Source organism: Blastomonas sp. UPD001, from assembly GCF_003426715.1.
Classification (GTDB): Bacteria; Pseudomonadota; Alphaproteobacteria; order Sphingomonadales; family Sphingomonadaceae; genus Blastomonas.
This window is the reverse complement of the sequence record NZ_QKVT01000001.1, coordinates 2,205,193-2,217,520: the sequence shown is the minus strand read 5'-3', so window position 1 is coordinate 2,217,520 and position 12,328 is coordinate 2,205,193. Positions and strand designations below refer to the sequence as shown.

Annotated in this window: 12 protein-coding genes; 6 read left to right on the top strand and 6 right to left on the bottom strand. The window is 66.7% G+C overall.

The genetic code is table 11. The annotated features are described in order from the left end of the window. Both DM995_RS11275 and DM995_RS11270 read left to right on the top strand, forming a co-directional pair. A partial coding sequence (locus tag DM995_RS11275; RefSeq protein ID WP_116969484.1) for an aldehyde dehydrogenase family protein occupies positions 1-1,275 on the top strand: 1,275 nt, incomplete at its 5' end. A gap of 24 nt (positions 1,276-1,299) precedes the next feature. Next, a complete protein-coding gene (locus tag DM995_RS11270; protein ID WP_116969483.1) occupies positions 1,300-2,307 on the top strand; it encodes a DUF1838 family protein in 1,008 nt (335 codons plus the stop codon). A 10-nt stretch (positions 2,308-2,317) separates the two neighbouring features. On the opposite strand, the gene DM995_RS11265 is transcribed toward DM995_RS11270, so the two are convergent. From DM995_RS11265 to DM995_RS11255, 3 genes are all read right to left on the bottom strand, one after another. After that, positions 2,318-3,493 (bottom strand): serine hydrolase domain-containing protein, encoded by a 1,176-nt coding sequence (locus DM995_RS11265; protein WP_116969482.1) that lies wholly within the window; start codon positions 3,491-3,493, stop codon positions 2,318-2,320. Further along, positions 3,480-4,946, bottom strand: a complete 1,467-nt coding sequence (locus tag DM995_RS11260; RefSeq protein WP_157973173.1) for a flavin monoamine oxidase family protein — start codon at positions 4,944-4,946, stop codon at positions 3,480-3,482. Before DM995_RS11260 ends, DM995_RS11265 begins: the two co-directional genes overlap by 14 nt. Positions 4,947-5,024: 78 nt before the next feature. Further along, entirely contained in the window at positions 5,025-6,377 is a 1,353-nt protein-coding gene (locus DM995_RS11255; RefSeq protein ID WP_116969480.1) for an alpha/beta hydrolase, read from the bottom strand. A gap of 159 nt (positions 6,378-6,536) precedes the next feature. Between DM995_RS11255 and DM995_RS11250 the strand changes: the two genes are divergently transcribed. The 3 genes from DM995_RS11250 (at position 6,537) to DM995_RS11240 (ending at position 9,141) form a co-directional block, all read left to right on the top strand. Continuing rightward, complete coding sequence (locus DM995_RS11250; RefSeq protein WP_116969479.1) at positions 6,537-7,046, top strand: MaoC family dehydratase; 510 nt, start codon at positions 6,537-6,539, stop codon at positions 7,044-7,046. A gap of 117 nt (positions 7,047-7,163) precedes the next feature. Beyond that, entirely contained in the window at positions 7,164-8,369 is a 1,206-nt protein-coding gene (locus DM995_RS11245) for an FAD-dependent oxidoreductase (RefSeq protein WP_116969478.1), read from the top strand. A 25-nt stretch (positions 8,370-8,394) separates the two neighbouring features. Further along, complete coding sequence (locus DM995_RS11240) at positions 8,395-9,141, top strand: maleate cis-trans isomerase family protein (protein WP_116969477.1); 747 nt, start codon at positions 8,395-8,397, stop codon at positions 9,139-9,141. Positions 9,142-9,163: 22 nt separating this feature from the next. Here the strand turns inward: DM995_RS11240 and DM995_RS11235 are convergent, their stop codons facing one another. Further along, a complete protein-coding gene (locus DM995_RS11235) occupies positions 9,164-9,553 on the bottom strand; it encodes a VOC family protein (RefSeq protein ID WP_116969476.1) in 390 nt (129 codons plus the stop codon). Between the two features lie 117 nt (positions 9,554-9,670). Then, entirely contained in the window at positions 9,671-10,591 is a 921-nt protein-coding gene (locus DM995_RS11230; RefSeq protein WP_116969475.1) for a LysR family transcriptional regulator, read from the bottom strand. Between the two features lie 191 nt (positions 10,592-10,782). Between DM995_RS11230 and DM995_RS11225 the strand changes: the two genes are divergently transcribed. Next, positions 10,783-11,652, top strand: a complete 870-nt coding sequence (locus tag DM995_RS11225) for a LysR family transcriptional regulator (protein ID WP_116969474.1) — start codon at positions 10,783-10,785, stop codon at positions 11,650-11,652. Between the two features lie 6 nt (positions 11,653-11,658). Here the strand turns inward: DM995_RS11225 and DM995_RS11220 are convergent, their stop codons facing one another. After that, positions 11,659-12,309: a peroxiredoxin-like family protein gene (locus tag DM995_RS11220; protein WP_157973172.1), complete on the bottom strand. Its 651-nt coding sequence runs from the start codon at positions 12,307-12,309 to the stop codon at positions 11,659-11,661. Positions 12,310-12,328 lie beyond the last annotated feature (19 nt).

Below are 12,328 nucleotides of genomic sequence, written 5' to 3'. Positions count from 1 at the left end.
GCGACGACGCCGCTCAACCGCGCGAAGATCCTCTGGGCTGCCGCCGACCTGATCGAGGCGCATATCGACGAGCTCGCCGAGATCGAGACGCTCGACCAAGGCAAGCCCTTGTTCGTCGGGCGCTGGGCGGAAATTCCGGGCGCGATCAACCAGTTCCGCTTTTTTGCCGGCCAGGCGATGGCGATCGAGGGGCAGGTGATCGAATCGTCGATCGACTATCAGCCTGCGGGCAGGAAGATGGCGACCTGGACGAAGCGCGAGCCGGTGGGCGTGGTCGGCGCGATCGTGCCGTGGAATTCGCCGCTGGTGCTGACCGCGATGAAGCTCGCGCCCGCGCTTGCCGCAGGCTGCACCATCGTGCTCAAGCCCGCAGAGAACACCTCGCTCTCGGCGCTGCGGCTGGGCGAACTGCTGATGCAGGCGGGCGTTCCTGCTGGCGTGCTCAACATCGTCACCGGGCTCGGCGGCGAGGCGGGCGCGGCGCTGGCGGCGCATCCGAAGGTCGACAAGATCGCGTTCACCGGATCGACCCAGACGGGCCGGGCGATCATCGACGCCGCGAAGGGGAACCTGAAGCGCGTCAGCCTGGAGCTCGGCGGCAAGTCGCCGATGATCGTGATGCCCGATGCCGATCTGGAACTGGCGATCCCTGGCGTTGCCAATGCGATCTTCTTCAACGGCGGCCAGGTCTGCGTGGCGGGCTCGCGGCTCTATGTGCATGCCGCGATCCGCGACGAGCTGCTCGAAGGCGTCGCGAAATATGCGCGCGGGCTCACCGCCGGGCATGGGCTCGATCCGGCGACGCAGATGGGGCCACTCGTTTCGCGGCTGCAGGCCGAGCGAGTCGAAAGCTTCGTCGCCGGAGCGAAGGCGGCGGGCGCGAGCGTGCTCACCGGCGGCGAACGATTCGGCGACGCAGGCACGTTCGTGCAGCCGACCGTGGTCGCCGATGTCACCCCCGACATGGCGATCGTCCGCGAGGAAGTGTTCGGCCCCGTGCTGGTCGCGCAGAGCTTCGATGATGCCGATGCGGTGATCGCCGCCGCCAATGACAGCGACTATGGCCTGGCCGCCAGCGTCTGGACCCAGTCGCTCAGCCACGCGCACCGCATGGCCGATGCGCTGGAGGCGGGCACGGTCTGGATCAACTGCCACCTGATGTACGACGCGGCACTGCCGATCGGCGGCATCAAGCAATCGGGCCATGGCCGCGACAGCGGGCGCGCCGCGCTCGACAATTATCTCGAATGGAAAACCGTCTGCGCGGTCGTCTGACCGCCGACCGAAAGGGGTATCTCGATGATCTTTGAACAACTTTGCGCGAGCGTTTCGCGCCGTACGCTGCTGGGCGGCATCGGCGCTGCCGGTGCGGCGGCGGCGCTGCCCGGTGCGGCGCTGGCCAAGGCGGCCAAGGGCCATATCCGCCCGCTCGACATCATGGACCCGCGCGAGAACCTGTACGGCTTTGCCAAGATGTGGGGCACGATCGGCGACAAGGCGGTGCTCTCGGGCTATCAGGGCGTGCAATATGCGATCGTCGGGAGCAACCGCGCCAAGCCTGTGTTCGGCTATTGCGGCTTCGGCAATATCCGCAACGCGATCCAGCCCGATGGCAGCGTGCGCGTGATCGGCAAGGAATGCGGCTATTTCACCGATCTCGCGACCGGCGAAATCCTCGATCACTGGGACAATCCCTGGACGGGCGAGCGGGTCGAGGTGTTCAACTTCCTCAACGACAAGTTCCGCGGCACGCTGGGCCTCACCCGCAAGGTCTTCAAGGTCGGCGATGGCGAGACGGTCAACAACGACATGGGCAAGGGCGGCGGCGCGGGCGAGCCTTATCGCCTGCCCTGGCAGGTGATCGGCGACCAGTATCTGCTCGGCTGGGACTATGCGCACGAATATACCAATCCGGTAACGCCCGAAGGCTGGCCCAGGGCGTCGACCGGCAAGCGCGTCAACCCATCCGAGCATTTCACGCTGTTCACCCCGCGCGCCGCGATCGACGATCGCGATATCGTCTCCGCGCCCTATACCGGCGGCTTCATGCGCCAGGCCCCCTGGTGGCCATGGATGCGCATGGGCCAGAGCGGAGTCGACGGCGTGCTGATGGGGCGGATGCACACCTACAAGATTACCGGTGGCATGGACGACGTGCCGGTGGCGGTGCGCAAGCGCGTCGAGCGCGACCGGCCCGACCTGTTCGAGGAGCCCGAGGACGGTCCCGATCTGGGCGTGATCGGCACGCTGGAACATTATGCCGAGCAGGTTCCGCCCGAAACGCCGGGCTACAGCCGCAAGAAATAAGGCGGCGGGCTCAGCGCGGCTGCAGGCCCCGGATCAGCAGGTTGGGCAGCTTGGCGTTGTCCCATTCGGGGCTCTTGGGCGGGGTTTCGCCCATGCGCAGCACGATCAGCCGGTGTTTCGGGCTGATATGCACCGTCTGGTTGCTGTTGCCGTCGAACAGGAAGAGATCCGGGTCGAGATAGGGTTCGGAATGGAGAACCTGCGGGCCCGGTGCGCCCGGAGCGCCGAAGCCGCGCCGCTCGCGATAGGGCTCGCCCAGCCAGACGCCGAGGCCGAAATTGGGGTTTTGCGGCGTGCCGGTGCGCATTTCGCGCACATAGCCGCTGGGGAGCAGGCGCTTGCCGTTCGCCACCCCGTCGTCGAGCAGCAATATGCCCAGCTTCAGCCAGGTTTCGGCGGGCAGCTTGATGCAGCAACCCGAATGCGCCAGGCCCTGCGGCCGGTTGACCCAGATTTCGCCGCCTGCCGCACCCAGCGGGCCGAGCACCTCCTTGCTGAGGAACTCGGAATAGCGCCGTCCCGTCGCGCGCTCGATCACCAGCGCGATCAGCTCGCTCGGCGCGTTGGCATAGGCATAGCGGCTGCCGGGCGCATCGGTCAGCGGATAGCTCTGCACGATATACTGGCCGTGGTCGGGGTCGAGATAAGCGCGGTTCCACGGATGCTCGGGATCGGGCGAATAGCCCTGGTCGAGAAGCCCTGAACGCATGTCGAGCAGATGCCGCACCAGAATCGCGGCCTTGAGCGTGCCTTTTAGTTCGGGGAGGAAATCCGCGATCGGCTGGTCGAGCCCCTTGATGCTACCCAGCATGATCGCGCGGCCGATCGCGATCGCGGTCAGCGGCTTGGCGAGCGACTTGGACACCAGCGGCGTGTCGCGCGTCGTGCTGCCGAAATAGCGCGCGCTCTCGAGTGCGCCATCGCGCCAGACCAGCAGCGCGCTGGATCGGTTCGCCTCGGCATAGCGCGCCGCTTCGTCGAGCGCGGCGGGCGCAATGGTCGGCGCCTTGCGCTGCGCCAGCGGCCTGACCCGGCGGGCACCCGGTACCGGCTCCATCGGGCTGTAATCGAACTGCGCCGGGTTGGCCATGAACGCGTCGAAACGCGCGCGATAGGTCGCATCGTCCGCTGGCGTGGCCGCCGTCGCCAGCAGCGCCAGCGCAGCCAGGGCGTTACGCGCGCTCAAGGATTTCCAGCGCGGCGATTTCCGCGGTCTCCATCGCCGATTCCATGCCCGGCTCCAGCCGCCGCAGGTGCTCGCCCGCAAAATGGATGCGGCCGTGCGGAAGCGCCATGTCCTTGGCGAACATCTTCACCTGGCCTGCGGCAAAGCAATGCTTGTTGCCGCCGACAAACGGGTTCTTCTCCCAGCTATATTCCACCAGCGGCTCGAGCGCGCCCTGGATCGACGGACGGGTCGCGACCAGCTCGGCGATGATGAAGGCGCGCTGCGCCTCGACCGGCATGGAATTGAGCTTCGTCGCGCCATCGCCGTTCATCCACACGATCAGCGACCCGTATTCGCCGCCGCGCCCGGTCATCACGAAGGCGCGCTCGAAATAGCGGTCGGACCAGATCGAGGGCGGCAGGCCATCGGCCTCCCAGAAGGGCTTGAGCACGCGGAAATGGAACTGGGTGGTGGCGGAATAGATCGCGCCTTCCACCGCATTGGCCTGGGCCAGGGGCAGGCCAGGAGTGAAGTTGATATAGCGCACCGCAGAGAAGGGCGCGGCCATGACGCAATAGCGCGCCCGCAATCGCTCGCCGCCCATCAGCCGCACCTCGACCTCGTCGGCGGTCTGGTCGATCGCCGCGACCGGCGTGTTCAGCATCACCCGGCCCTTGAGCGCGGCGGCCATCGCCTTGGGCAGCATGTCCGATCCGCCCTCGATCGCGTGGCTCTTGGCGTTCGCGCCCCGGCCATATTGCGGCTTGCTGGGGTCGCGAAACCCCTCGACCTTGATGCGGGCGAGATCGCGGAAGATGCTCATCGCCGATACCGAATGGAGGCTGGGGCCGTTGAGATCGATATCGGCGAGCTTGATGGCGGCTTCGGACACGCCGCGCGCACGCATATAGGCCGCGGCCGACATGTCATGCTCGTAATATTTCGGGTCGAGCCATTCGGCCGGGTCCTCGAACGGCACCCAGTCGAAGAACAGCTTGTTCTGGATGAGAAAGGGCAGGATCTCGCGCTCTGCACCGATCGTGTGGTTGGCAGGCGAACTCGCCCAGTCCTTGGGCAGGATCATCTGGCCTTCGATGTTCAGCACGAAGGGGGTCGGCTTCATCGCCTGATCGACCAGCCCGACCTCGAACTGCACGCAGGCATTGCGCACGCGGCCATAGAGCGGGCCGACCTCGCTGCCGCCGAGTTCCGCACTATAGCCTTCGGCGCGTCCGGTCCGCAGGCGTCCGCCGACCCGGTCATTGGCTTCGACCACCGCGACCTTCAGGCCCTGGCTTTCCAGGATGTGCGCCGCGTTGAGACCGGCGAGCCCCGCGCCGACGACGATCACGTCGAGCTTTTCGGGTTGTCCGCCGCCCTTGGCCGTCCTGGCAAAGGCCGAAGTTCCGATCAGCGCGCTCGCCCCGAACAGGAACGTGCGGCGGGTGCCGGTGATGAACGGATGCGGCATTGGGCGGACCTCCAGCGATTGCGTCGCCACACTATGCCGGTGCTCGGCTGGAGCACCAGCGCAAAACGGCGGCGATGTTCACCTGGTGGATAGTCGCGCGCGGTGGAGCGCCTGTGCCGCGCTCGCGCGGATCAGCGCCAGATGCTCGCGCGCCAGCTGCTCCGGGTCCATCGCGCCCTGGCCGAGCGGGATCATCGTGCCGGGCGACACCGCATAGCGCGGGGCAAAGCCATGCCCGGCGCGCAGCAGCGCCCAGGCGTTGGTCAGGTGGTTGCCATAGCGATCGGGCGTCAGGTCGGGGAACAGTAGCGCGGGGTCACCTTCGAGCAGCGGCTCGTGCGTGACGGTGCTCGCGCCCAGTCGGTCCGCTGCCGCGTCGACCACGGCCTGCCAGGCGGGCCAGTCGGTCGGGGGCTCGCCCGGCCAGCGATCGGACAGGCCATGGCCCGGCAGGTCGATCGCCAGCCCGTTTCCTTCGAACTGGTCGAGCGAACGCCCCGGCGCGTGAAGGTGCAGCGCGTCGCCGGTCCCGCGCCAATGGATCAGCCCGTCAAAGCCGCCTGCGGTGATCTCCAGAAAGCCCGCGTCTTCATCCTGCGCCGGCGCAAGACGCGGTGCGGGGTGGCAGGCAAGCCAGTCGGCAGCGGCGGCATAGTGCGCGGCCGGACCGGGCTGCACAGCGGTTTCCCAGCCCGCGGGCAGCGGCGGAAAGCGCGCGATATGCGCGGTCATGGGATCGGACGTGTAGCTCGAGAGAAAGGCTGGCGGCACGTCGGCATCGGCAGGGGGGACGTCGAACCCGGCGGAGAGCGCGGCGCGATAGCCATGGCGATAGGCATCGCCCGAGACGAGCAGGTCCATCACCTGCGCGTGCAGCGCGGCCGGATCGGCATGCGGCGCGGGCAGGCGCCGCGCCTGTTCGGGCTTGTACCAGGGGAAATACCAGCTCTGCTCGAGCATCCGGTTCCACGCCCAGAGCAGATGTTCGCCATAGGGCTGCGGGACCAGCGGCGGCAGATAGGCCTCGCCGACATCGTCGCGTTCGTGCGGAAGGAAGCAGGGATAGCCACCCACCGCCAGCGCCGCGAACCGCCCGGGGTGCCGCTTCAGCGCATTCATCAGGAAGATGCCGCCCGAGTGAAAGCCATAGGCGGCGATCTTTTCGAAGCCGACAGCCTCGGCGAACGCCAGGATCGCATCGGCGAAATCCTCGGTCGCCGGGCGCTCGATCGCCAGCGGGTCGGACTGGCCGAAGCCCGGCGAATCGGGCGCGATGCAGGTGAAGCGAGTCCCCCATGTCCGCATTACCGTCGCGTACTCGGCCGAAGAGCGGGGGCTCTGGTGGATCAGCAGCAGCGGCGGACCGTCACCGCACATCCGGTAATGCACGCGGCGCCGGCCGAGCGTGAGATAATGGCGGGTGATGCGCATGCCCCCGGGGATAGCGCGATGCGCCGCCATTCGCGGACCATCGTCCCCGCGCTGGCCGCACAGCGGATAGCCGGATGCGAGCCCGCTGCACTTGGCGCCCCGGTGCCACCAAGGGGCACTGGCCCGAAGGCGGGCAGCACTTTGGCAGGGGAATGATCGATGTGTGACGGCGTGACCGAACTGGGGCCGCAGCGTTACCGCGAGACTTATGGTCGATATTTCGAGCAGTTCGTCGTCGGCGATGTCTATGAACATCGCCCGGGACGGACGATCACCGAGACCGACAATATCTGGTTCTCGCTGCTGACGATGAACCAGCATCCGGCGCATTGCGATGCGAGCTTCGCCGCGAAGACCGAATTCGGCAAGCCGCTGGTCGCATCGCCGCTGACCGTCGCGATCATGACCGGGCAGAGCGTCTCCGATGTCAGCCAGAAGGCGGTCGCCAATCTCGGCTGGAAGGACATACGTCTGCTCAAGCCGGTCTTCGCGGGCGACACGCTCTATTCCGAATCCGAGGTGCTCGAGAAGCGCGAAAGCGACACGCGCCCGACCCAGGGCATCGTCACCGTCAAGACCATCGGCAGGAACCAGCGCGGCGAGGTGGTGTGCGAATTCACCCGCGTGATGCTGATCTGGAAGACCGGGCACGGCCCGATGGACACATGATCGGAAGCCGCCCGCCCGCGACGCGATGGTCGCACGGTGGATAGTTTGGGCCAAGCCCGCATCGGCGAACCCGCCGGTTTTCTAGCCAGAACGCAGATGAGACGAGGGACTGGACGCATGTCCGCAAAGGAACGTTGCCAGGTGGTGATTGTCGGGGCCGGGCCGGTAGGCACGACCATGGCGACCTTGCTGGCCAAACAGGGCGCAGATGTGATCGTGCTCGAGGCGAACGAGGATTGCGCCCAGGATCTGCGCGCCTCCACCTTTCACCCGCCGACGCTGGAAATGCTCGACGAGGTGGACGTGACGCCGATGCTGCTGGCGCGCGGGCTCAAGGCCCCGGTCTATCACTGGCGTGATCGGCAGTCGGGCGAGGTCATCAGCTTCGACCTCAGCGAGATTGCCGATGTCACGCGCTATCCCTTCCGCATCCAGTGCGAGCAATACCATCTGTCGCGCGCGCTGGCCGAGGGATTGTCGCGCTATCCGAGCGCGCAGGTTCGCTTCAACCACCGGCTGCTCTCGTTCGATCAGGACGAGCAGGGCGTCACCGTGTTCGCCGAAAGCCCGACCGCGATCCAGGAAATCCGCTGCGACTTCCTGATCGCTGCCGATGGCGCGAACAGCGTGGTGCGCAAATGGCTGGGGATCGAGTTCGACGGCTTCACCTATCCCGAACGCTTCCTGTGCCTTTCGACCGACGAGGACCTGACCGCGTATCTCGAGAATCTCGCCTATGTGAACTATGTGTCCGATCCGGAAGAATGGCTGGTGCTGCTGAAAGTGCCCTCGGTCTGGCGCGTGCTGCTGCCTACCGACGGCGCGGCGAGCGACGATGACCTGCGCTCCGACGAACGCAAGAACGCGATCTTCGAGCGGCTGATCGGCAAGGGTGCGGAGGTGAAGACCTTCCACCGCACGCTCTACCGGGTGCACCAGCGGGTGGCCAAGTCGTTCCTCGAGGGGCGGGTGATGCTGATCGGCGATGCCGCGCATCTTAACAATCCGCTCGGCGGCTTCGGCATGAATTCCGGCCTGCACGATGCATTCAACCTGTTCGAGAAGCTGCAGCCGGCGCTCAGGAGTGGTAAGCCCAATGGTTCGCTCGAACTGTTCGACCGGCAGCGGCGGCAGGTCACCCACGCTTTCACCCAGGCGCAGACGATCGAGAACATGGAGTTTATCCGCGGCGGGGCGGGCGAGGGGCACAAGCGCCGCCGCGCCGCGATGATGGCGATCCGCGACGATGACGAGCGCCGCCGCGCCTATCTGCTCAAACAGGCGATGTTCGAGAGCCTGGAAAAGGCGCGCGCGATCAACTGACCACCACTATCGGGGAGTGCGAGCAATGGGTGATGTGCTGGGCTGGCGCAAGCTGCTGGGCGTGATTGCGCCTTCGACCAACACCGTGGTGCAGCCGGACATGGAGCGGATGCGCCCAGAGGGCGTGACCAACCATTTCTCGCGCATCTTTGTCGAGGATCCGGTTGCGCTCTCCAACGAGGATTTCATCGCCGGGACCACCGCGATCGCCGAGAACACGATGGATGCGGTGCGCTCGGTCATGACCTGCCGCCCCGACTATCTGGTGCTCGGCATGTCGGCGATCACCTTTTATGGCGGGGTGCAGGGATCGATCGATTTCAAGCGCAAGGTCGAAGCGGTGGCGGGCGTGGGCGCGAGCACCGGCGCGGAATCGATCGCGGCAGCGCTCAAGGCCTATGGCAATGTGCGGACTGTCAGCTTCGTCTCGCCTTATTATCCGGTGGCCAATGCCGAGGTGCGGCGTTTCCTTGAGGAATCGGGCTTCGAGGTGGTGCGCGACGTGCCGCTGCAATGCCGCCGCTGGACCGATATCGCCAAGGTGACGCCCGAGCGGCTGCGCGAGGTGATCGACCATCTCGACGGCCCCGAGGTCGATGCGGTGGTGCAGGTCGGTACCAACCTGTCGATGGTCGATCTCGCCGCCGAGCAGGAGGCGGCCCGCGGCAAGCCGGTGATCGCGATCAACACCGCGACCTATTGGCACGCGCTGCGCGCCTGCGGCATCGAGGACCGGATCGAAGGGCTCGGCCGGTTGCTCGCCGAGCATTGAAGGTCGGGGCGGCTGAAGGCGATCAATCGACCGGCGGCACCCCTTCCGGATACCAGGAAACCTCGACGCGCAACCCGTCGGGATCGGGCATGAACAGCGCCACGATGCCATCGCCGAAACGCTGCAGACGCGTCTCGTGCCCCAGATAGGTCATGTATGCGGCCAGCGCCTCGACAAAAGCCGGATCGGGCGCGGTGAAGCCCAGATGGTTGAGGCCGGCGCCATAGCGCTCATAGGGGCGGGCTTCGGTCCTCGCGGTGCGGAACTGCAGGTACAGACCGTTGGCATTGCGCCAGATTCCGGACTTGGTGCGCACGAAGCCGAGCTTCGGCAGCAGCGCGCCATACCAGGCCGCGCTCGCCTCGGCATCGCGGCTCAGGATGGTCAGATGGTCTAGCGGCAAGGCGGGCATATTCTGTCTTTCGCAGGGAACCAGGAGCGCTCAAGGTGCCGGGCCTTTCGTTGGACTCCGGCCTCGAGTTACACCAGGCGCGACGGCGGTTGGAGATTTGTCGCCGTCGCGGAGATGTCAAGTCGTCCCAGCGGACACCGGCGCGTCGGGTGCGAGCAGCGGATCGGCGGCAAAGGCGCGGCTGAGGAAATCGATCAGGCTGCGCGTGCGCGCCGGGACATAGCGACCGGGCGGCAGCACGATATGGATCGGCATGCGCACCGGCTCATGATCGTGCAGGATCTGTTCGAGCTGCCCTGCCGCGATCGCGTCCTCGAACAGCCAGCGCGCGTTGACCGCGACGCCCAGTCCGGCCACGGCGGCGGCGCGGACGAGATGCGGACTGTCGGCGCGAAAGCTGCCACGGATCTCGACCGACGAGCCATCCTCGAAGGCCCAGCGCGATCCGGTGCCGAGCAGCGAATAGACGATGCACTGATGCTGCGCGAGATCGGCAGGGGATTGCGGACGCCCGGCGCGCGCGAGATAGCCGGGTGCGGCGACTGCGATCCGCCGCGCCACGCCGATCCGGCGCGCGATCAGGCGGCTGTCGGCGAGCTGGCCGACGCGCACCGCCATGTCCAGATTGTCCGCGACGAGATTGAGCGCATGGTCCGACGCAGTGAAATCGATCTCGATCCGCGGATTTTCGGCCATGAACTGCGTCAGCATCGCGATCAGCCGGTTCTCGGCGAGCGTCAGCGGCGCGGTTACGCGGACGATGCCTTCGGCGCCCCCCTCGAGCCCCACCGAGGCTTCGGCTGCCTCGATCGTATCGAGCGCGCTCATCGCCTTTTCATAGAAGCGCGCGCCATCGGTGGTCAGCGTCAGCGATCGCGTGGTCCGGTTGAACAGCCGCGTCTTGAGATGCGCCTCGAGCGCGGCGACATGCTTGGACAGCGTCGACTGGCTGCTGCCGAGCCGCGCCGCGGCAGCGGAAAAGCTGCCCGCGTCGGTCACCGCGGCAAAGCTTTTCATCCAGATTGCGATATCGGCCATGGGGTCTCGATCGAAAGGGCAGGGGCCGACGTGGCGCGGTGCAGATTAATTCTGACTGGGACTAAATGATAGTCGGATTGTCGCAATTGACGCCTGTTTGTCGTTAGATCACTGTGCCCGGCGCTGCGAGTGACAGGGGCTTTGCGGCCGAAAACGGGGGTTTTCTGCGTGCACCGCCCGGAGCGCCTTTGATGGAAATGCATCAGGTCCGATATTTTCTGGCGGCGGCGCGGACGCTCAATTTCACCCGCGCGGCGGAGGAGTGCAATGTCACCCAGCCCTCGCTGACGCGCGCGATCCAGAAGCTGGAAGAGGAATTCGGCGGCCAGCTGTTCCGGCGCGAACGGTCATTGACGCATCTGACCGAACTGGGGCGTCAGATGGTGCCGCATCTTCAGCGCACCTATGATGCCGCGCAGGCGGCCAAGCTGCTCGCCAGGGGCATCGGCAAGCAGGTGCACGCGCCAGTCACGCTGGGGGTGGCGGGTCCGGTATCGGATCAGCTCGGCGATGCGCTCTCCCAGGTCATGCAGGGCCTGCCCGGATTTCAGCTGTCGTTGGTCAAGGCGGACTCGACGAGCCTGTTGCAAAGCCTGTTCAAGGGCGAGGTGGACGCTGCGGTGCTCCCCGAGCCTGCCGATCCGCCCGAGCGGCTCGACACGATCCTGCTGTCGCGCCAGGAGCTGACCATCGTCGTCCCGATCGACTGCCCGGTGGCGCAGCAGCAGGCGGTGCAGCTTCCCGATCTCGCGCGGCTCGCCTGGATCGAGGGGGATGCGCACGTCACCGCACAGTTCACCGCCTTGTGCGTCGAGGCGGGGCTGCGCCCGGAATTTCGGCACAGCGCCAATCTGGAAAGTGACCTGGTCGAGCTCGTCGCCAATGGTCTGGGCTGTGCCTGGGTGCCTGCGAGCCTGGCCTTGCCCGACCGGGTCCGGCCACTTTCGGTCGAGGGCATCGCGATGATGCGCATGACGGTTTTCGCGACGGTATCGGGCCGCAAGCGGTCGGTCGCCACCGATGCGCTCGTCCGGGCGATCCGGGCGAGGGCCTGGGGCTGAGCGCGCTCAGTTGCCCGGTCGGGCCAGCGCTTCGACCACCGCGATCACGGCATTCGGGTCGGCGCGCCGGCGGAAATCGGGGTCGACATTGGCAAAGCGCACGATCCCGGCCCGGTCGAGGACAAAGGTCGCGGTGATCGGCAGCAACTGGCCCGAATTGCCGTAGATCGCGCCCAGATCGAGCCCGGCTGCGGCATAGCGCCGCGTCAGGTCCTCGCCGATCGGAAAGGCGAGCCCCAGAAGCAGCGCCAGCCCGTGATCGACATCGCACAACATGGTCGCTGCCGGCGCGATCTCGCGCCGGAAGTCCTCGGCCCTGCCGCCCGTCTCGGCGCTGATCGCGACGAACCTTCCCCCCGCCGCCTCGAGCCGGGGCATCGCGTCGTGCCAGGTGCCGAGCTCGCGCGCGCAATACGGGCACCAGCGGCCGCGCAGGAAGCCGAGCACGAGCGGACCCCGATCGAGCAACTGGTGCAGTGCGACCGGATGGCCATGCGAATCGGGCAACGCGAAATCGGCGAAACGATCGCCGATCTTGGGAGCGCGCGATCCGGCGCCGGACTGGCATAGCCGCGCGATCAGATCGTCCGTCGGTCGTTCCCAGGGGTCCTGCCCGGCGGGAGGGGAGGTGGGTTCAGGCTCGAGTGGCGGGCTCATTCGCAGAATCATGCACCGT